21 protein-coding genes are annotated in these 18,371 nt (G+C 69.7%); 2 read left to right on the plus strand and 19 right to left on the minus strand.

Annotation, left to right across the window (positions count from 1 at the left end; all coding sequences use genetic code 11):
- Positions 1 to 266 precede the first annotated feature (266 nt).
- The 7 genes from OIE69_RS43440 to OIE69_RS43470 form a co-directional block, all read right to left on the minus strand.
- Entirely contained in the window at positions 267 to 542 is a 276-nt protein-coding gene (locus OIE69_RS43440) for a hypothetical protein (RefSeq protein ID WP_326581627.1), read from the minus strand.
- Positions 543 to 854: 312 nt separating this feature from the next.
- Complete coding sequence (locus OIE69_RS43445) at positions 855 to 1,319, minus strand: hypothetical protein (protein WP_326581628.1); 465 nt, start codon at positions 1,317 to 1,319, stop codon at positions 855 to 857.
- A 267-nt stretch (positions 1,320 to 1,586) separates the two neighbouring features.
- The gene (locus OIE69_RS43450) at positions 1,587 to 2,120 is read right to left on the minus strand and encodes a hypothetical protein (protein ID WP_326581629.1); all 534 of its coding nucleotides are present in this window, start codon (positions 2,118 to 2,120) and stop codon (positions 1,587 to 1,589) included.
- Positions 2,121 to 2,756: 636 nt separating this feature from the next.
- Positions 2,757 to 3,137, minus strand: coding sequence for a hypothetical protein (locus tag OIE69_RS43455; protein ID WP_326581630.1), 381 nt, complete (start codon positions 3,135 to 3,137; stop codon positions 2,757 to 2,759).
- Positions 3,138 to 3,380: 243 nt separating this feature from the next.
- The gene (locus OIE69_RS43460; protein WP_326581631.1) at positions 3,381 to 3,695 is read right to left on the minus strand and encodes a hypothetical protein; all 315 of its coding nucleotides are present in this window, start codon (positions 3,693 to 3,695) and stop codon (positions 3,381 to 3,383) included.
- A 278-nt stretch (positions 3,696 to 3,973) separates the two neighbouring features.
- Positions 3,974 to 4,714, minus strand: coding sequence for a GNAT family N-acetyltransferase (locus tag OIE69_RS43465; RefSeq protein WP_326581632.1), 741 nt, complete (start codon positions 4,712 to 4,714; stop codon positions 3,974 to 3,976).
- A gap of 597 nt (positions 4,715 to 5,311) precedes the next feature.
- On the minus strand, positions 5,312 to 5,542 hold the full coding sequence (locus tag OIE69_RS43470; RefSeq protein ID WP_326581633.1) for a hypothetical protein: 231 nt from the start codon (positions 5,540 to 5,542) through the stop codon (positions 5,312 to 5,314).
- A gap of 119 nt (positions 5,543 to 5,661) precedes the next feature.
- On the opposite strand from OIE69_RS43470, the gene OIE69_RS43475 reads away from it, so the two are divergent.
- On the plus strand, positions 5,662 to 5,811 hold the full coding sequence (locus OIE69_RS43475; protein ID WP_326581634.1) for a hypothetical protein: 150 nt from the start codon (positions 5,662 to 5,664) through the stop codon (positions 5,809 to 5,811).
- Positions 5,812 to 6,196: 385 nt separating this feature from the next.
- On the opposite strand, the gene OIE69_RS43480 is transcribed toward OIE69_RS43475, so the two are convergent.
- The 9 genes from OIE69_RS43480 to OIE69_RS43520 form a co-directional block, all read right to left on the minus strand.
- The gene (locus OIE69_RS43480; RefSeq protein ID WP_326581635.1) at positions 6,197 to 6,400 is read right to left on the minus strand and encodes a hypothetical protein; all 204 of its coding nucleotides are present in this window, start codon (positions 6,398 to 6,400) and stop codon (positions 6,197 to 6,199) included.
- A 281-nt stretch (positions 6,401 to 6,681) separates the two neighbouring features.
- The gene (locus OIE69_RS43485) at positions 6,682 to 7,080 is read right to left on the minus strand and encodes a GNAT family N-acetyltransferase (RefSeq protein WP_326581636.1); all 399 of its coding nucleotides are present in this window, start codon (positions 7,078 to 7,080) and stop codon (positions 6,682 to 6,684) included.
- Positions 7,081 to 7,325: 245 nt separating this feature from the next.
- Entirely contained in the window at positions 7,326 to 8,399 is a 1,074-nt protein-coding gene (locus OIE69_RS43490) for a hypothetical protein (protein WP_326581637.1), read from the minus strand.
- Between the two features lie 383 nt (positions 8,400 to 8,782).
- Positions 8,783 to 9,271 (minus strand): hypothetical protein, encoded by a 489-nt coding sequence (locus tag OIE69_RS43495; protein WP_326581638.1) that lies wholly within the window; start codon positions 9,269 to 9,271, stop codon positions 8,783 to 8,785.
- 197 nt (positions 9,272 to 9,468) lie between these two features.
- Complete coding sequence (locus OIE69_RS43500; protein WP_326581639.1) at positions 9,469 to 10,101, minus strand: DUF3085 domain-containing protein; 633 nt, start codon at positions 10,099 to 10,101, stop codon at positions 9,469 to 9,471.
- 295 nt (positions 10,102 to 10,396) lie between these two features.
- Entirely contained in the window at positions 10,397 to 11,449 is a 1,053-nt protein-coding gene (locus OIE69_RS43505; RefSeq protein WP_326581640.1) for a phosphoadenosine phosphosulfate reductase family protein, read from the minus strand.
- A 226-nt stretch (positions 11,450 to 11,675) separates the two neighbouring features.
- A complete protein-coding gene (locus OIE69_RS43510; RefSeq protein WP_326581641.1) occupies positions 11,676 to 12,005 on the minus strand; it encodes a hypothetical protein in 330 nt (109 codons plus the stop codon).
- A gap of 399 nt (positions 12,006 to 12,404) precedes the next feature.
- Positions 12,405 to 12,545 (minus strand): hypothetical protein, encoded by a 141-nt coding sequence (locus OIE69_RS43515; RefSeq protein WP_326581642.1) that lies wholly within the window; start codon positions 12,543 to 12,545, stop codon positions 12,405 to 12,407.
- A gap of 483 nt (positions 12,546 to 13,028) precedes the next feature.
- Entirely contained in the window at positions 13,029 to 13,814 is a 786-nt protein-coding gene (locus OIE69_RS43520) for a GP88 family protein (RefSeq protein ID WP_326581643.1), read from the minus strand.
- A 385-nt stretch (positions 13,815 to 14,199) separates the two neighbouring features.
- Here OIE69_RS43520 and OIE69_RS43525 point away from each other — a divergent pair, with 385 nt between their 5' ends.
- Entirely contained in the window at positions 14,200 to 14,751 is a 552-nt protein-coding gene (locus tag OIE69_RS43525; protein WP_326581644.1) for a PadR family transcriptional regulator, read from the plus strand.
- Between the two features lie 265 nt (positions 14,752 to 15,016).
- On the opposite strand, the gene OIE69_RS43530 is transcribed toward OIE69_RS43525, so the two are convergent.
- From OIE69_RS43530 to OIE69_RS43540, 3 genes are all read right to left on the minus strand, one after another.
- The gene (locus tag OIE69_RS43530) at positions 15,017 to 15,667 is read right to left on the minus strand and encodes a hypothetical protein (RefSeq protein WP_326581645.1); all 651 of its coding nucleotides are present in this window, start codon (positions 15,665 to 15,667) and stop codon (positions 15,017 to 15,019) included.
- 607 nt (positions 15,668 to 16,274) lie between these two features.
- A complete protein-coding gene (locus OIE69_RS43535) occupies positions 16,275 to 16,991 on the minus strand; it encodes a hypothetical protein (protein WP_326581646.1) in 717 nt (238 codons plus the stop codon).
- A 244-nt stretch (positions 16,992 to 17,235) separates the two neighbouring features.
- Positions 17,236 to 17,703 (minus strand): hypothetical protein, encoded by a 468-nt coding sequence (locus tag OIE69_RS43540; protein ID WP_326581647.1) that lies wholly within the window; start codon positions 17,701 to 17,703, stop codon positions 17,236 to 17,238.
- Positions 17,704 to 18,371: the final 668 nt, after the last annotated feature.

An 18,371-nucleotide genomic window follows, 5' to 3' on the forward strand; every position in this document is an offset into this window, starting at 1 on the left:
CAAGCGAAAGCGACGTCGGCAAGGGCGGAGCCGAGGAGCTCGGCGGCCACCTCGGCGGCGGACGTCGGCGAAGTCGGGGCGCGGGATACGGACGAGCCGGGTTCGGTCCGGTCACGGCGGCTCTCCTTGGCGGGCACGGCTTTGCAGTCGGGCCGGCTCGGGCAGCCCCATCACCGAGCACCCTCAAAGATGCACCGACCGAATTGGGTCGCGGCCCTTCGGGAGAGCCACACGCGCCGCTACCCCACCGGATCAGGCCAGGGCGGCTAGCGGCTCCTGGTGCCCGGCGTCCGCCCCAGCTCCAACCGCGCCGCCTTGACGTGGTCAACACAGGCGAACCGCTCGAAGGGCCGACGGAACAGACCCCGCACCCGAGTCAGCCGGAAGTCGGCTTCGTAGCCGCACCGCTCGGCGTAGCACTTCGGCGCGCCACGCGAACTCTCCTTGTACAGCCACATGGTCCGCGGACCGGGGGCGCTGCCGCCGTACTGCCGCATCATGCGGGCGTCTTCCACGGACTGGATGGTCTGGTGTCTGATCATGTGCGGCCCCACAGCGGCGACGAACATTCCCCCGCGAAATTCCAGGGCATTTATCAACGCAATGCACCGGTTCATGCGATCTCTCTCGTCTTCCACCGACATCCCCTCCTCGCAACGTGCGCGCAAAGTACCAGCACTTCACGGTCGGGCAGATGTCCGTACCGGGCGCGCAGGCCTCGCCGGGATGCAGTCGTACAAGTCGGGGAACTCCGCGCAGTCCGTGCGCGTACGCCTCCGCCGGGCGCGGCGGGTATGGCGACGGCCCGCCCCGGGCGGGGTGCCGGGGGCGGGCCGTCGCGAGTGCGGGGCGGGTCAGGCGTAGGTCCGGTGCCGGGCCACCTCGTCGACGCTCCATCCCACGACCATGGCTACATCCTCGTTCGAGGTGCGCGCGCTGCCGATCCAGTCCTCCAGGGCGCCCTCGAGGCTGGCCGGGAGCGCAGAATCGGGGCCTTCGTGGTCCTCGTCGTCTTCTCCGTATGCCTCGCTGGTGATGTGGTCGATGTCTATCCACCGGTTGTCGGGGTCCAGGCGCTTGACCGCGGCGGTGTAGCCGTCCAGGCCGTCGGTGCCGGACGCGAGGACCTCACGGGTACGCCAGTCGCAGATCGACCACGAGTCTTGGTCTTCCTGGCCGCCCTCAACGATGCGGTGTCCGGCCGCCTCGTACTTGGTGACCAGCTCGAGCCGGGTCGTCTCGTCGGCGAGGTCCTGCCGGAGCAGCGCGCGGATGTAGTCGCGGATCGCTGTGTCGGCGCTGTGTGCCTGCTCGCTCATGGTCTCCCCATGGGACTGTGCGCCCGTCTGTAAGGGCGCCCCCGGGCGGGAAGCCTCGCACACCGGTGCTTCGCCGGCGAAGCCTGTGCCGCTGGTGGGGAGTTGTGCGGGTCGTCGTGCTGCAGCGCGGCGCCCGGACCGGCCACCGCTGCCTGCGGCTTGGCGGGCTGGCACTCCCCCGCCGCTGCCCGGGCGTGGGCGTATGGCGGCGGCCCGCCGCCGGCAGGGGTGCCAGGGGCGGGCCGTCGCAGGTGCGGGGCGGGCGGGTCATGCCCGGTCGCCGGGGTTGATGAACAGCACCGCGGTCAGCTCCGCGTTCTTGGCGGGGCGGGAGGTGGCGTCGGTTCCCTCGATCGGCACGATGGTGGCGGGCGGGCCAACCGGGGTGAAGTCGGCGGAGGCGACGGCCAGGTACGTGACGGCGTCGCCCCGGGGGGCGGTGACGGCCAGGACGTCGCCGACGGACACGGAACGGACGTCGCTGGGCCAGTCCTGGCCGGTGTCGTCGCGGCCTTGCCGGTTCCCGACGACCCAGGCGGCGTCGGCGGCGTCGTCGACGGACAGCACGGTGAACGTCAGCGTGAGCGGGGTCCCGTCCGGGCGGGTGACGTGCGCGACCGGGTCGCCGGGCCGGTAGCCGTTGCTGTAGTGGTGCTCGGCGGTGTTGAGGTAGACGGTCACGGCGTAGCCGCGGTCGGGCTGCGCGCTGGTGGCGGTGGCCGGGGGCTGCGGCGGGACGACGCCGGCCGTCGGAGCGAGTGCGAGCGCGGCGCGGGGCGGGGCGGCAAGGGCGGTGGTCATGAGCGGGTGCCTCCTGGGCTGAAGGGGTTCGGGGCGGGAGCGGGCGTGCGCGTGCCTGCCGTCTGCGGCCGCGGCCGCCAGGCACGGCCCGCGGCTCGGGCGGGCGTGCAGAGCCGTGTTCGCGGCCAGGGCAGAGCGGCCGGGCAGAGCGGCCGGGGCAGGTGGGGCGGGGCAGCTGTGGCGGGGCGTGGTGCTGACGGCACCGCTGCGGCCCGTGCTGGTGGTGGAGCTGTGGGCCGTGCCCCGCTCGCAGGGGGTGACGAGCGGGACCCGACCGGTCTTCGGGGGCGGGCCGGACCGCGCCGCTGCCACGCCCGGGGATCGGAGGGGGAGCGATCCACGCCGGGGGCTGCGGGGTCCGGCCCGCTGACCCGAACACTGCCCGGACCGCCACCAAGACCGTCAACTCCGGATCCCCCGGGGGCGCGGGGGCCCGGGGGCCCGGGGGCGCGGGGTGGCCGCTCCCCCGGCTCCACCGCGGGCTGCTCGAGGGCGCCACGCACACGACATCGACCCCAGGACCACCCGCCCCGGTCCCGGAGCGGCGCGGGTCGGGTTGCTCCAGGGCCGGGCCGGTGACACGACGACGGCCCGCCCCCGAGGTACGGGGACGGGCCGGTAGCCGGTGCTGCAGGGTCAGCCGCGGCTGTCACCGGCCGTGCGGGAAGCCCGGCCGTTGCGGACCTCGAGCTTCGCCGTCATGCACAGGCTGTAGATCACCACCGAGGCACTGACCATGAGCACGCTGGTGTAGTTCGTCCCCCGGACCAGGGGCAGCACGAACGCGACCGCGGGCAGCGCCGCCAGGAGCAGCCCCCGCAGACGGCGCGGACGACCGTCTGCGGCGGGCAACAGCGCCCCGGCGAGCAACGCGGCCGCCAGGACGACACCACCGGTGATGAGCAGCGGGAGGCGGGCCGGACCGAGGTGCTGCACGGAGTAGACCGTCACGAGAGGCACGGCGGTGCTGGTGCAGAGCGCGACGCGCCAGGGGCGGGATGCACGGGTACGAGACACGATGAAGCCTCCAAGGGCTGTGAGTGAACTGGGGCGGGGCGTGGAGTGCCTCCGCTGACCTGCCGGGGGCCGGGCTCCAGTGCGGTGCCGGTGACCCCGGAGGGTGTGGCGTGACCATGTCCGGACCGGGGGCAACACCCGCAACCCCAGCCGGCCGGCGGACCGAACTCCCATGCGGGCTGGTGACACGACGATGGCCCGCCCCCGAGGTACGGGGACGGGCCGGTAGCCGGTGTTGCAGGGTCAGCCGCGATCGCCGGCGAGTTGAGCAGCGGGAATGACCGCCACGGGGGTGTTCCGGAAGACAACCGTGCAGTCCGCGTCCGGCTGGGACGGGGCCAGACAGACGTAGCGGGCGTCGTTCTGGGTCAGACCGGCCAGACCGGCGGCGTCCAGGGATCCGTCCAGGGCGAGCTCGTTACGTTCGTCGCAGACCTCACACCCTTGGCATGGACAGTCACCCAGTGCGTGCGGATCAGCAGTGAACGGCTCCTCCTCGTACTCCGCGTGCCGCTCGCCCGGGCCGTCGGTGAAGAACGCCACAATCACGTCTCCCACCCGAACCTGGTGCCCGGGCACGACCATTGCGTGGGCTACGCCCATACCTTGCGGCAACGGCTCCCAGCCCGGCCCGGTCGGCCGGTCGGCCAGCCGAAACGTGTCGCCAGGGTGACTCGGCACAGTGACAGTACGCATGAGCGGGGGATCCCTTCGAACAGACGGGCGTCGGGGGTGCAGGACCACACTTGCCCGGCCACGACCAACACCCACAACCCGCCACCGGCCTGCCCCGCACACCGCCAGGGCGGGGCGCGGGGCCGGGGCCGGTGGAGCTGTCAGGGGGCGACCAGTCGGCCGTCTTCGAAGCGCGCTCCGGGGGGCAGGGTGCAGTCGCGGAACAGGCCGGACGCGATCGGGCCGGGCGCCTGAGGCAGCATCACGACTTCCACGCGGGGGGCGATCGGCTTGGCGGCCATGAGGTAGCCGGGGGCCTGCTCGCCGAAGAGGTGGTCTCCGGGAACGAGGATGATCAGCTGCGGTGAGGAGTGGTAGCCCAGACGGGAGTAGAAGCGGGTCAGGTCCGGGGTGTGGTTCAACGTCGACAGCTTGAATCCGGCGTCACGGAAATGCTGCTCGGCGGTGGTGATCAGGGCGCGGCCGATGCCTTGCTTGCGGTGGTCGGGGTCGACGCCAATCGCGTGGATTCCGGCGATGCGGTCTGCCATGAGCGCGCCCAGCAGTACCCCGGGCAGGGTGAACTGGTTGGTGAGCGGGTTCTCATCGATCCAGACCGGGACGCCGCCGATGAGCGCGCCGACGACCTTCCCGGTGCGGGTGTCGCGGGCGACCAGGCACAGGGCGGGGCCGTGGGTGAACTGCTCGGGCGGCAGGGACAGCAGAGCCTCGGGGGTGGGCAGCGGCTCGTCGGGCAGAGCGGTGAGTAGCAGCCGGAAGTAGTCGCGGGCATCGCCTGGCCGGGCGGGCTCGATCCGTACGGTGGTCGGCTGCGGGTGGCGGGCGCCGGTACGGCGGGCCGGTGCAGCGGTCTTCTTACGGGCGCGGGCGGTCTTAGGCATGAGCGTCCTCCAACGCAGTGTGTGCTTGCGGGATTGGTGGTGCGCGGCCCGGCCAGCGAGCGGCGGCAGGGCGGGACGGGGCGGCGGCCGGTGCCGCACACACCCCGGGAGAGGGGCCGTGGCCCGCTCGCAGGGGGGTGACGAGCGGGACACGACCGGCCTCAGGCGGGCCGGACCACACCACTGCCGCGCCAGACGGGGGTCGGAAGGGGGGACGACCTCACGCTCCTGGGGCTGCGGGGTCCGGCCCGCCGCCCCGAACACTGCCCGGACCGGGGTCAACACCCGCAACCCCGAACACCCGCCGGTCGACCGTGCCCGCCGGTCCCGCCGCTCCCGCCGGTCCGGCTGTCCGTGCCCGGGCTCGGGCTCGGGCTCGGAAACGACGACGGCCCACCCCCGAGGTACGGGGGCGGGCCGGTGGGTCATGCGGAGTCGCGCTGCCAGCGGCGCTCAGGTCCGGACGGCCTAACGCCGGTACTCGGGGTGATGCAACTCGATCGGGAGAGGCTGACGGCGCGCCGTCACGGCAAGACGCCCCGCCCCGGGATCGAGTCCGGGGCGGGGCGTTCCACGGCATGAGGTGCGGGGAGTCGGCTACTCGTCCAAGCCGTCGAGCAGGCGGCCCAGGTGAGCCAGGCTTCGCACCTCGTTCTCGCGCGTCTGCCCGCAGTGCCCGCACGGGCGGACCAGGAGCAGTTGCTGCCGCTTGCCGTCCACGACGTAGACATAACGCAGCAGATAGCCAGGCGAGCCGGACAGCGGCGCCTCCGCCTCCTCGGTGTCCACCGCGGGGTTCTCCGTCGGCTTGAAGACCAGACCGTGCATGGCCCCCGGACCGATAGCACCACATCCGTGCGGGGCTTCACATCGCATGCCCCGTCCCACGGGTTGCCTGGCGCGGCGTCGTGGGTCAGCCGCACCGCCGGCGTAGCGGCCTCACGGCAGTGGCTGCAGTGCGCCGGGTCGACTCCGGCGGGCGCGGCCGGGTACGGGTTCGCGACGTAGTCGGTGACGGCAAGACGGCCCGCCTGGTCGCTGACGTCGCCCACGACCAGGTCCTCGTCGAGGATCTCCCCGGCCCGGGCGAGACGTAGCCGCGCCGGGTCGTAGGGGTAGACGTCGTCGTCGGAGGGAGGGGCGGCGGTGACGATCACGGGAAAGAACACAACAGGCACGGCAGACACGGCGGGCATGACGCGGGCTCCTGACAGACGGCAGACGGCAGTGGGGTGTGGCACCGACCATGACCGCGTCTGCCCCAACACCCGCCACCCCGCCGACGCCGTGACCCGCCACTCCCCCGGACAGGCCGGAACACGACAACGCCCCGCCCAGCGGTGGCGTTCTCGCTCCAGTCAGCGGGCAACGGGTACGACAACGCCCCGCCCCCAGGTCGGGGGCGGGGCGGTACGCCGTCGCGGAGCGCCGCCTGTCCGCACCCACCCCCGCCCGCTGCCACCACGGGCGGCAGCGCCCGGGTCAGGCAATACCGGCGCGGCGTTCGGCGGTTTCTGCGATCTGCCGGGCGAGAGCGGAGCCGGCGGGGATGGCGACGATGCCAGTGAACGCGCCGGTGTCCGGGTCGTGGGTCGTCTGGAGTCCGTGCCCGGCAGCGAAAGCACGCGAGGCGTAAGCGGCGTAGTCGTCGGTCACTGCGGCCGGGTACTGGAAGGGGGCGCTCATCAGGTGTCCTTTCGCGAGTCCGGCGCTGCTACGCGCCGGGAAGTAGGCCCGGAAGCCGGGCCTTGCGCCATGCGACGGCCCCGCCCCGGGAGAGAGCAGGGCGGGCCGGTCGGTCAGTGCGCGGGGCCGGCTACGTCTGCCGGACGCAGGTCCCCCGCGGCCGCGGCAGACAGCAAGAGTCCGGGGGCGATCCCCGAAGAAAGGCGGCTACAGGCTCCGGCCCGCTGACCACAACCATGACCAGGACGCAGGCAACACCCACAACCCCACCCGCCAGCAGGTCACAGGGTGGTCGGGGGAAGGCGGAGCAACCGGTGCTCGTAATCGGGGGCGTACGGGTCGGGCTGGAATCCGTGGCGGCCGTACCAGCCGGTCAACTCGTCGTCGGTGAGTCCAGCGGTGTTGCGGACTCCGGGGAAGCTGGTGACGACCGCTTCGCAGCTCAAGGCGATGGCGCCTTGACCGTGGCGGGCGATGACGGAGCGCAGGAGGGCGCTGCCGTATCCGCGTCCCCGGTAGTCGGGGTGGACGACGATGTCGTGGATCCACATGGCGTCGCCGGTCTCCTGCACGTCGGCGATCGCGACGTCCTCGCCGTCGTGGCGGATGACGTGCCACTCCTCGCGCTCGTCGGGGTCCTCGACCAGGTCGATGTGCGGCGGCGGGGTTTCGGTGCTCACGGATGCTCCGGTTCTTTGGCAGACAAAGGGAGGGGCCGCTGCGGCGGCCGGCTCGCGGGTCGGTCGCGCGAGGTGGCTTGGGTCCACGCGAGGAAGTCGCGGGCGACGCCGTCCCCGCTGTCCCGGACAGTGCCCGGGCTGTGGTCAACACCCGCAACCCTCGGCCGCCGGCCAGCCGGGGCCCGAGGCATGACGACGGCCCGCCCCCAGGAGCAGGGACGGGCCGTCTTGGCGGGGCCGAATGGCTAGTTGACGGGGACGACGATTCCCTGGGCGAGCTCACCGAAGGCGTCTGCGTTGACGAGCATCGGGGGGAGCCACAGGGTCTTCCTGAGCGACTTGCGGGGGCCGTGCAGGAAGGTGTGGGGGTGGCCCTTGCGTACGTGAGGGATGACCTTCCAGCCGCCTGCTCCCGTGAGGTTCGCCAGGTGGGCGACTTGGGTCTGGAATCCATGGATGGAGGGGCCGAGTCGCCACCCAACTCGCTGGATCTGAACCGGGCGCGCGGCCGCCTTCTTGCCCTTGCCCTTGGTGTCGGGGCGTGACAGGAGCTGGTCTGACGGCGGGGCCTGGATGTCGGCTTGGTCGCAGCAGACGTACAGCATGTGCGCGATCACGACACGCTGTAGCTGGAGGATGTAATCGCGCAGGGCCGCCTGGTCCGTGTCGGCGTCGCCGACGGTTATGATCCCTGCCGCGCCGTCGATGATCTTGCGGACGGTGGTCATTCCTCCGCTGGTGGGGACAGTCAGCTCCACCAGGGTCGTCTCTTCTTGAGCGTCGGGTCCGCCGAAGGAGTCGACGACTGCGATCGCGGCGTAGATCGGGTGATCGCACCGGTCGATGTCTGCGGTGCTGAGCACGCTCTTGAGCCTCGGCCGGAGCATGAGCAGGAAGCCGCGCACTGCCGAGGTTCCACCGAGGTAGTTCGTCACCGTGACAGGTTCGCGGAAGAGAAACAGGGGGTTCGGGTGAGGCAGGCGGCGAAGGGCGGCCGCCGGGAACTCGCAGTCCTCGTCCATGTCCATCAGGGACTCGGACATGTGCGGGTCGATGTCGTACACGACTCGGGTCTGCCTCCAGAGGCGGACAGCGGCGACCATACTGGCTGCGGCCAGCATCTCCTCGGCTTCCCCGTCCGTGCGGGCTTGCGGAAGTTGGGCAAGGTCAACGGCCTGGCCACGTACGAAAGGGACAAGATCCATCGCGTCCCGGTTCCGCAAGTAATCGACCTGCGGGCGCTCGACATCGAAGGCGAGCCGCTGTGCCATCGTGCCGATATTCGTCAGTTCCCGGCGGAGGCGGGTGCCAGTGCTCATGGGAGTTTGCTCCTGGTGTTGTGGTCCACTGGCGGCACGGGGGCGCAGGGCGGCACGAACGGTGTCCGCACTGGTGGGTGTCCGGCAGCGGTGGGAGAGGGCAGCTGAACAGCGCCGCACAAGATGCGGCTGGCCGTGCTGGCTGGGGATGGCCGATCTGCGGCTTGGGCGGACCTGGCGTGGGTAAACGGTGGCCCGCCGTGGCGTTAGCCGTGCAACCCCGGTGCGGAAGCGCTCGCTCAGTCGAGGCTGATTAGATGCGCTGCAGAGCGCGGGTGAAGGCTTGGGCATGCAACGCGGCCCGCCCCGGGACCGAGTGCGGGCCGCGCAGGGCGCTCACTGGTTGAGTGATGCCGGGTTCCTGTTCGGTTCCTCCGGCGCGCTCAGCGGTACGGGGTATAGGTCACGTCGTGGTGGGAGCTGGTGCGGGAGCGGAGGGTCACGGTGCCGCTGGTGAGTTCGAGATGCGCAGATACCCAGGCGGTGATCTCGCCGACGTAGGCCCTGAGCTCGGTCCCTGTGACCAGGCGTGTGGCGTCTCGTGTGGCGTACCAAGGTGCCCCGATGCGGTGCGTCTCATCGCGTGTGAGCTGGTGCGTTATGGTGACCCGCTCGCCGGATGGGCTGCTTCGGCGCCACCATTCGGCAATGGCGGCATCGGTCAGGCAGAGGCCCTGTGTGTGGCCCGGCGCGATCCACAGGCCCCCTGTGCGTTCCCAGGGGTAGCCGGACGGGCAGAGGACGGTGTCGCCGTCGATGAGCGGGGGGAGGTGCTTCTGGGCGCGGCCTGCGCGTGCGCTCTCGAAGTAGGCTGCGGCCGCGATCCGGATTCCGTTCCGGGGGGCGGCCGGTGTGTGCAACGTTGCGGTCATGTCGGTCCCTTGGGTGGGTTCTGAGGGGACCTGGCGTGGGTTAGTGCGCCGGACGGTGTGTTGCGTGTCCGGGGGCCAGGTGGACCGAACGGTGGTCGGTGCCTGCCCAAGGGCCGCAAGTCGGGTTGGGTGGCGAGCAGCGGCAGCCCGCGCCGGGTTGCGGGGCGGGCTGCCTGATCGGTCCTGGGAGGCGCAGGTCACTCGATGCTTATGCTCATCATTCCGACGTCGTCGCCGTGTCCGTCGTAGGTGAGGGTCAGGAGGAGAAGGGTTCGACCGTCGGCGACCCCGTCGCGCAGCATCTCCAGAATCGACACGCCGTCGGCGTTGCCCTCGGCGGTGAGCAGGTCGATGGGTTCGCAGAAGTCGTCGCCGCCGAGCACGCTGCGCGGATCCGTGCCCCGCCCCCATCCCTCCGCGTAGACCACGTTGGGCAGGACTTCGTCCCGGTCGTATTCCTTCTGAGGGTATGCGCGGTTGCTCATCAGGTAGGTGCCGTCGTCCTTGACCCACCACAGCTGAGGTGTGGGGTCGGTCTGGCCGTACGGCAGGCGGTGGCTGGGGGCTGCGGCAGCGTCCTCGGCTGCCGCGAGGATTTCCTTGAGCGGGAATTGGAGGGTGTAACCCTCGACCTTGCGCGTGGGTGGCATGAAGGCCAGCGACGGGTGGTGGGCTGCCGCCGGGTCAGGCTGGGCTGCGTCGCCCACGAGAGCGGTGAGCCAGTCGGGGCGCGGGTCGAGTGTGAAGGCGTCTCGGATCCACTGGGGGATCTCCGGGGTTGGGGACTGGCCGGTGGGGCTGTCGCCCGTGCCGTTTCCGGGTTTGGTCATGACGTTGTCTCTCCCTGTGAGGGTCTGTTGTGGGGGGTGCGCCGGAGCAGTCAGCGGCCGGGCGCTTCCGTGGACCGGAGCGGGGCGGCTGATCGGCGCGAACGTCACGATGGAGGGGGTAGTTCTTACAGCCGCAACCCCTGATTCCGCAGGTCGTCTGCGGGTGTCACCTCTGCGAGCGCACTCTCTGGGTTGGTAGCGGCAACGCGCGCCAGCCCCGCGCTGACGTACGCGCGGGGCTGATCGTTGTTGATCGTCGATCCTGTCTGACGGCGCACCGGCTGCGCTGGTGTGGTCAGCTGGCCGCTGCCAGGTGAGTGAGGTATCGGTCGGTGGTGGAGCGGCCGAGGTAGGCCGCCATGGCCGTTCCTGGTTTGGGCTGGGGCAGGGTGCCGGCGGCATCGAGCTCTCGTGCTCGGCGAACGATTTCCCGCATCGAGAGGTCCTGCTTGAAGTCGCGTTCCACCTCGACTTCGACGGCCGCGTACTCCGCTGCCTTTGCGGGGTTGAGCCGTGCTGACAGGACGAGATCAGATTCGCACGCCAGTACGCAGAATCGGCATGACAAGCGGCGCATTCCCCAGTCGTACGCCGGGTGGTACGGGAGGCCGGACTGGGCAATCTCTTGCCAGACCTGGCGGTCGCTCCAGTGGTGAATCGGCCGCCACGTGGTGATGTGCCGGTTCCCGCTGCTGGCCGATCGGTCGATCTCGACAGGGGCCAGCTTGCTGCGTGCGGCACTCTCCGCGGCGCGCTGTCCCAGAACGTTGAGGATCCGAACGGGACGGATGGGTTCGCTGCGCTGCTGCATTCCGGCGTGTTGTTCGGTGGCGAGAGTGGTCAACAGTGTGCGGATCGGGTTGCGCTTGAGGTCGCTGGTGCACCATCGTGCGGCGCTGGAGGGCCACGCCGCGGCGAGGGGTTTGCCAGTCTCTTTGGCCTTCTGTATGAGCTTGGGGTAGCGGAGTCGTACGCGCTGGAGCAGGTCCGCGCCTTGCTGCCCGTTGGCTTTGACGACCTCGAATCGTGTGATGCCGGCCAGGCGTGCTTGGCGTTCGGCGAGCTCGCGGGTGCCTTGCCACTCGATGTCGCCAAGGTCGGCGTGTACCGCTGTGACGTGGTGGAGTACGCCGCCGGCGGCGGCCAGGCGGCTGACGTAGGCGAGGGCTGCCTGGCTGTCCTTACCACCTGAGGTGTTCAGGACAACTACGTCGGCCTGCGCGATGAGTTCTGCCGGGTCAGTCGTCGCCGGTGTAAGGGGAACGGAGGGGTGAATGTTGCGGATGCGCTTCGGTCTCTCGCTGGGCTCGGGTTCGGTTGCGAACATGGCCAGTTGGGTGTTGCTCACGCTTCCTCCTGCTTGGGTGTGGAGGTGGGGTAAGCGCACGCTGGCCTGCGTGTCCTCAAGCGCCGCAACTGTGCTGGCATGGGGAGGAAGGGCTAATAGGGGCTGGCCTTCTCAGGCCCGTTCTGACGGGATCCCCGTGCCGCGTCGCCGAGGCGGTGGGGGCCGAAACGAGCAGCAGCCCGCCGCTGGGTGGGGGCGGGCTGCGTGCTCTGCTGCGTTCGATGGGTCAGTCGGTGTCTGCGCCGCTGTTGGTGCCCACGGCGTCGAGGAGCGCCTGGAGGCGCTCTGCGGTCGGTTGCGGGGACAGGTGCCAGGTGCCGGTTGCCACCTGGGTTCCTTCGTTGAGTACGGCCCAGTCGTACCCGTAGCTGGATCCGAGTGGGTTGTGGAGTTGGAGGATGAAGTCGTTCAGGAGGGGGACTTCGACGTAGTGGCCGGCGCTGTCTGCTGAGGTGGTGTGGGGTACCTGAAGGCTGGCCAGTTCTGCCGCGAGGTTGTCGTGGGTCGCCTGGGAAGGTGCGGTGAAGGGCGCCTCGATGGGCGGGGGGCTGAGCAAGCTAAGAACGGCTGCCATGCTGCCCGGTGCGGGGTCCGGAGCTACGTGGCGGAGGAAGTCGGCGAGGGCTGATTCCGCGGTCTGCTTCGCCGCCGCGACTGTCTCGCAAACGCCGTGGCTGGGCAGTCGAAGTGGAAGCGTTGAGGTGAGGCTGTATCCCTCGCCGCGGTGGACAGACCGGCAGATCGTGAACAGTGGGCCGAACCATGTGCCTGCGTAGCCGTGTTCGGAAATGCGGGACTTACCGTTGCGACGCCAGGCGAGGCGTGGTGGGCGCGATTGCACGGGTGGCCTTTCGTGGGTTGGAGCCTGTTGGTGGGGCGGTAATGCCCTGGGACCGGGCCGGATCCTCTGGACCGTGTGTCGCCGTGGGCTGCGGCCCGGTCCGTTGGGGACTCTTCATGTGCGGTGGCCAAACCGCGCAAGCGTGCTTTCAACTTCGCTGCCCGCACTGAATTCCAGATCTGGGCGCAGTTGCTGCGGGTAGGAGTTCGCAACCATCCGCTTTGTGGCTTGCTGGATGTTGATCAGGCCCCACATGACGCCATCTCCCCGCGCGGGGTGATCTGTGGGGGCCTGGTAGTCGCGGATGTTACGGGACGGGGAGGCGAGCCGTGTTCCGCCGGGCAGGTCGTAGGTGATGAGGGCTTCGGCTGCGTCGGTGGCGTTTGGCCAGATGAGGGCTCGTGCTGCCCACGGTGCTTCACCGCAGTTCTGGGCTGCGGTCAGGAGGTGCTCGAGGTCGGTCCAGTGGAGGGGCGGCGGCGTCCTCGAGCCTGGGTGGCTGCCGCGGAATCGGGGCGGCGGGTGGAGCGTGCCCTGGGGCTTTCCCAACCGGTCAAGGCCGCTCTGGGGTGTCTGGAGGCGGGCGAACCCTCGTCGGCGTGGTGGATATGGATGGGCTGGTCGAAGCATGAGGGGAGGTACCCGCGGAGCCGACCGTGGTTCGCCGGCGCTGCGGTGCCTGGAAGGCAGCATGAGTTGGGGGGCTCACCGCTTCGGTGAGCCCCCCCAACGGCGGGCCTAGTTGCTCTCCCGGCGGCCGGTTCGGGCTGCCTGGTCAGCCTGCCGTAGTCGCCTTCGGGCTGCCTCGGCGTCGTGCATCTGCTGCAACCCACCGAATGAGAGACGCTTGAGCGCCCGGCGGCGCCGGTTAGCGACCATTCCCACGCGGGGTGGTCCGTCAACAGCCAGGGTGTCGGCGGCCGCCTGCGAGGAGTAGCCCGCCTCGTTCATGTGGTCCTGGCTTGGGAAGACGTCTGCGTGCCGTTCCGATGCGAGGTTGATGAGGTGGTCCTGCTTGCCTCCGAGGCTGTAGACCCATCGAAAATTTGTCGGCGGATTCGGTTCCACCATGCGACGGAATCTTGCGACTGACTTGGTGTACGCATAGAACGAGATTCCCTCCGGCGCGCCTCGCATGATGTCCAGCCATATGGCCAAGTAGGAATCAGAGAAGAAATCCCCAGAATCATGTATGCGAATTCTTGCATTCTTGTACCGGGGATGCTTCAGCTCGTCGGCCATCTGTGCCGCCCACAGCAGCGGCGTATCCATGACGAGTTGCAGGTTCCGAATGTGCGCGGCCCTTACGTTTGCGTAGCGGTACGCGCCTTCTAGGGCGTAGCAGAGGTGCTTGCTCTGGGTGCCGTCGCCCTGGTCGGCGCCAAGAGCACACACCCCGGCTTCGGGGCAAACGTTGATTGTGCGCCCGTCCGGCAATTTCACTATCCAAGCTGGAAGGGTCCAATTCCAGATTCCCTGGCTGCGCATTTTCGAGTTTTGGGTTAGCAGAAACCTTGTAGCCATCGAGCACTCCACTGTGAGAGGAATCTGGGTGGGGTGCGATGCAGGAGGCCGTCGATGAGTACGCGGTGCGTCTCGGGGCCGTACCAACGCCCGGCCGCATCGGGGCGGCGGGCTTCGCAAGATGCCGGGAATTGACGGTGGCGTCGTCCGGCATACGTAGCTTGGTGGAAGGGGCGTCAAGACGCGCAAGTCCGCTACCTGTTGTCTAGGAAATGCTGGTTGCGTAGCAAAGGCCCGCGCCCCGAGGAGGGCACGGGCCGGCGGATCTGTGGTGGTAGTCGCGCTGCGCTAGCGGCTGAGAGGGGCCATCGGAGGGGCACGGGGCGGGATGGACGGCGCGGTCGTGCGTAGTTCATGCTTGACCTATGAGGAGTCTTGTGGTGCGATGAAGTACATGACGAGTGCTGCAATTCGCATGACACGCCCGACGGTTGAGGTGCTGCGCCTGCTGCTCCCAGCTGCAGTCGATGACCCACTGTGGGCGGCGAGGATCGGCGAGGAGGCCGACCTCGGCAAGAGCACGGTCTCGCAGATCCTGGCCAGACTCGTCGAGCTGGAGTGGGTCACCACTAGCCAGGAAGAGAAGGGCTCACACCCTGGACGACCGCCGCGTACCTTCTATGTGCTGACTGACACCGGCCGTCGTGAGGCACACGTCGCCCTCACTGCGCGCACCATGAAGCTGCAGGTGGAACGGGGAGGCGCAGGGAAGACTTCCATGCAGGGCACGCCGTCCGTCCTCGGCGAGGCATCGGACCGGGACCTTGTCGAGATCCTTGCTCGCTCGGGCGCAGGTGATGCCCTGGGCTACGGCATCGTGCTGGTCGACTCTCCCGGATTCGGCAGCAGCTTGCCCGCATCGCCTGAGCAGCTCCGCGCGTTTGGACTGAACACGCCTGAGCTGCCACGCCCCGGTCAGGACCAGCAGCCCGAGTGACCGGCGGCCTCACCCGACACAGCAGACAACGGGATAAGGTCAGGCGCGGCATCGGGCCCGGACGCACGCCCACATGTGCGGGAGCGAAGGCAGACGACCCCGGGGCGGTTCTGCGGGGGTGGGGCCGCCGGCCTGAACTGTGACGGCGGCCCGGGCAGCACCCGCAACCCCCGCCCCCGACGGTGACGGGGCGGTCGGGAAACGTCCGGACATGACAACGGCCCGCGCCCGAAAGGGAGCGGGCTGCGAACGAGGCCGGGCCGGGTCAGACGGTGAAGGGGTTGGGCTTGCCGTTGTGGTAGGTGATCTCACCCGTGGTCAGGTTGACCGTGAGCAGCGAGTCCCAGCGGATGTCGGCTTGCAGCTCGGACAGCTCCGTGAGGACCTCGGCAGCGCCGGTGTTGTCGATGTTGATGCGCGTGACCGTGCCGTCGGCGTGGAGCAGCCGGGCGTCCCCGCTGTCGTAGGAGTAGCCGCCGTCGTACGCGGTGGTGTCGAACCGGGCGTGCGTGACGGGATCGGTACTCTCCACGGCTTCGGCATTGACCCAATCGGTGATCTCCTCACGCAGGCAGTCGATGAACGCCTGCCGCTGTATGGGCGTCACCGCGCGGTCGCATGCCTCAGCCAGGGTGTGGATGCCGTCGGCGTCGAGCGTGGCCAGGGCGGCGTCACGGGCCTCCTGGTCGGTGGTGCTGAACGTCTCCACGTGGACCGGGGCAGGGTCCGGGTACTGCTCGCCGGGCATACGGGAGACAACGACCAAACTCGGATGGCGTGCGGCGAGGTCCTCGGCAACCTGCCGCTCGGTGCAGTCGATGAGCGTCGGGGCCGGGTAGGCCCAGCATGCCCATTCGCGGCGGTCATCGGAGGCGCTGGGCTGCAGGGCTGGGGCGGTGTCGGTGGTGCCGTTCACGGTGGGGTGCCTTCCTGGACAGTGATGTGGTGTGGGGCCCGCCGCATCGCAACAGCTGGCCCGTGGACCAGGGACTGTGGCGGGGGCGCTGCCAAGCCCCGCAACCTCGTCAAGGCCGGGCCGGTGGCGGGCAGAACTCCCCCGGCCCGCGCCCACCCGGGCATGACAACAGGCCGCCCCCGAAAGGGAGCGGGCCGTGAACAGCTGAGTCCCATTGGGTGGGCGTGCAGTCGGCGGACGAGAGGCGGGACAGGGTCCGGTCGGGTAGCACCCGCAGGACAGCGGGTGCCGCGGCTCGGGCCGCTCGGGAGGTGCTCGGTGTGGCTGTGACGGACATAGATGGTCTCTTCGGGAATCTGGAGGTGGATCACGCACGCCAGGGTTGTGGTGCTCTGGGGCGTGCGTGCAGGGGAAGCTGCAGGCTGGGCGCAGAAGCGGCAGCGCGGCCGGCGACAGCACCATCGGCGGTTGGTTGTCAAAGGGGCGCAACTCTTGGTGTCGCCCGCCATAAGGTCGCCGGAGGCAGAAAACGGCCCGTGCCCCTGCTGGAGCGCGGGCCGTTGTTGGCGGGTTTGCCGCCGCTGGCCTTATGTGCTGGCCGGGCGGCTCACTCTGGGGCCCACTCGTGGGCGCGTGCCGTGAGGGAGGTGGCGCGGTCCATCGTGGCCTTCAGGACGTCGTCACAGACGCGGCCAGCCTGGGTGACGAGTTGGGCGCTGGCAACTTCGACAACCCCGCTCCGGTCGGAGGGCACGTGGCGCACGCGCTGTCCGATGGTAAAAGCCAGCTCATCGGTGCTGAGGCGGCGCAGGCTGATGCGGCGCAGGTTCAGCTTCGCGGACCGCACGGCGGGGTGGTGTTCGTACTCCCTGATGGCCTCGAGCGGATCAGAGGACTCGAAGCGGTGTACGTCGCGGCCGTCGGCGTCGGTGACCGCCCAGTACGGCGCTTCCTGGCCCACGGCGCCCTGCTGGCTCGGCGACTGATGTCCGTCTTGATGATGGGAGGCTGTGACGACTACGTCGCCGGTGGTGTCCACGAGCCAGGCATCCGTGCGGAGCAGTCGGGCGACCGCGGCGTGGAGGTGAGCGGTGTGGGGGCGGCTCCGGGTGTCACGGATGCGGCCTTGTGCTGCCCAGTAGAGGCAGATTCGGCCGTCGGGCCGGGGGGCGACGATGATTCCGGTGACAGCGGGGTTGCAGGTCCAGCCGCTGTCCGGAACGTTCGCCAAGAGCTTGTCGTCCAGGGACGCGAGTGCTGCACGCACTTGGGGGTAGCCGGCGTGCCGTGGGGCGGCGCCCGGGTTGGTGGGGTGTTGGGTCATGAGGAGTTCCTAGGTCGTCAGGTTCGAGCCGTCGCAGGCGACGGGCGTGCGCGTTGACGCACTCTGGGCGACGTTGAGGGAGGAGCGCCTAAGCCTCGCAACTCCAACAGACGGAGTCGCTGGGATGAGCACGGCCTGGCCGAGGGGCGTTTCGGCGAGGCCGGGAGGATGTCGGGCCTCGGAACTGGAGTGGAATCTACGCACGCGGCGGGCCCTACCCCCCGGTGCGCTTGCCTCGCCGGGGCTACTCCGGGAGCTGCCAGAAGTGCTGGAGCTTGCTCCACAGCTCCGGAGGGTCCACAGGGGCCGCGACCACCGTGTCACCGTCCTGAGGAGTCCGTGGCTGGTAGTACCAACCGTGCGTCGGGTCGTAGGCCAGCACCGCGCCGCGCAGGCGCTCCACCCACTGATCGACTAGCCGTCGCTGGAAGTCGCTGAGCCGGTCCCCGTCCCGCATCAGCGTGTAAGCCATCAGCATCTGGGCGGGGTGGTCGGTGAGGTGGCTGTGATTCTCGGGGATGCCCCAGATGTGGCCGACGTACATCCGTACCTGGCCCTCGCGCACCGTGCGGCGGTCGGGGAAGCCGAGCTGATCCATCTGGTGAACGACCCACGTCGTGGTGACCCCCAGCTCCTTGGCGATCTCCTCATCGGTGAAGCCGTCAATGCGTAGCCTGGCGACGTCGTGGCGGGACGGGAGCGGGGCATTCATGGTGCTGGCCTTGCTGTGGTGCTGTGCTCGACCAAGTGACCCTACGCGACTCGCCCGTCAGGGCCGCGTAAGGTAGGGCCACCCGCGGGGGGTCAGTGCAGTGCCCCCGCTGTCGCTGCTGTCAGAGTGCAGTGCCCGGCCCAGAGTCACGGCGAGCGCGCCTGTATTCAGCCGCACCGAATAGAGCGACCCGTCATCGTCCGCGCCCTTCACCTGCACGAAGATCACCGCTGCTTCCCTTATACGTGTTCGCTCGGATGCCTAGGGTGGCGATTCGGTGGGCTGTCAGTGGCTGGAGTTAGGGTGCGCGACATGGCCACTCCCATCCCCATTCCTGCAGCTCCGAAGATCGCAAACGGTTCGTGCCGACGGTGCTTCGACCCGTGCGTCCGCTACGGCGTGGGTGGCAATCCGTTGTGCGACAAGTGCCTGTCCGCGCAGATGGAGCTGTGGGGGCCGGGTGTGCGGCTGGCTGGCCGCGGGGCTGCCGTGCCGGTCGGGAGTTCAGAGCAATAGGGCAGATGGCCCCGCCGCGACAAGCGAGCCAGTTGGGCGAGGCCGCGTAGGGCGCCCGCCCGTTACTCACCACGCAACCGGGCGGGCTGTTGTGGGTCTACGGGCTGCGCTCCGCGCGGGCGGGCATTAGCAGGTTCCAGCCGACCCCAGAA

Origin of the sequence: Actinacidiphila glaucinigra (assembly GCF_035918135.1) — a bacterium.
Classification (GTDB): Bacteria; Actinomycetota; Actinomycetes; order Streptomycetales; family Streptomycetaceae; genus Actinacidiphila; species Actinacidiphila glaucinigra.

Bases quoted from the DNA above. Each gene is read 5' to 3' on its own strand.
- OIE69_RS43440 (WP_326581627.1), bottom strand. From the start codon at position 542: ATGATCAGACACCAGACCATCCAGTCCGTGGAAGACGCCCGCATGATG.
- OIE69_RS43445 (WP_326581628.1), bottom strand. From the start codon at position 1,319: ATGAGCGAGCAGGCACACAGCGCCGACACAGCGATCCGCGACTACATC.
- OIE69_RS43450 (WP_326581629.1), bottom strand. From the start codon at position 2,120: ATGACCACCGCCCTTGCCGCCCCGCCCCGCGCCGCGCTCGCACTCGCT.
- OIE69_RS43465 (WP_326581632.1), bottom strand. From the start codon at position 4,714: ATGCCTAAGACCGCCCGCGCCCGTAAGAAGACCGCTGCACCGGCCCGC.
- OIE69_RS43470 (WP_326581633.1), bottom strand. From the start codon at position 5,542: ATGCACGGTCTGGTCTTCAAGCCGACGGAGAACCCCGCGGTGGACACC.
- OIE69_RS43480 (WP_326581635.1), bottom strand. From the start codon at position 6,400: ATGAGCGCCCCCTTCCAGTACCCGGCCGCAGTGACCGACGACTACGCC.
- OIE69_RS43490 (WP_326581637.1), bottom strand. From the start codon at position 8,399: ATGAGCACTGGCACCCGCCTCCGCCGGGAACTGACGAATATCGGCACG.
- OIE69_RS43495 (WP_326581638.1), bottom strand. From the start codon at position 9,271: ATGACCGCAACGTTGCACACACCGGCCGCCCCCCGGAACGGAATCCGG.
- OIE69_RS43500 (WP_326581639.1), bottom strand. From the start codon at position 10,101: ATGACCAAACCCGGAAACGGCACGGGCGACAGCCCCACCGGCCAGTCC.
- OIE69_RS43515 (WP_326581642.1), bottom strand. From the start codon at position 12,545: ATGTGGGGCCTGATCAACATCCAGCAAGCCACAAAGCGGATGGTTGCG.
- OIE69_RS43520 (WP_326581643.1), bottom strand. From the start codon at position 13,814: ATGGCTACAAGGTTTCTGCTAACCCAAAACTCGAAAATGCGCAGCCAG.
- OIE69_RS43525 (WP_326581644.1), top strand. From the start codon at position 14,200: ATGAAGTACATGACGAGTGCTGCAATTCGCATGACACGCCCGACGGTT.
- OIE69_RS43535 (WP_326581646.1), bottom strand. From the start codon at position 16,991: ATGACCCAACACCCCACCAACCCGGGCGCCGCCCCACGGCACGCCGGC.
- OIE69_RS43540 (WP_326581647.1), bottom strand. From the start codon at position 17,703: ATGAATGCCCCGCTCCCGTCCCGCCACGACGTCGCCAGGCTACGCATT.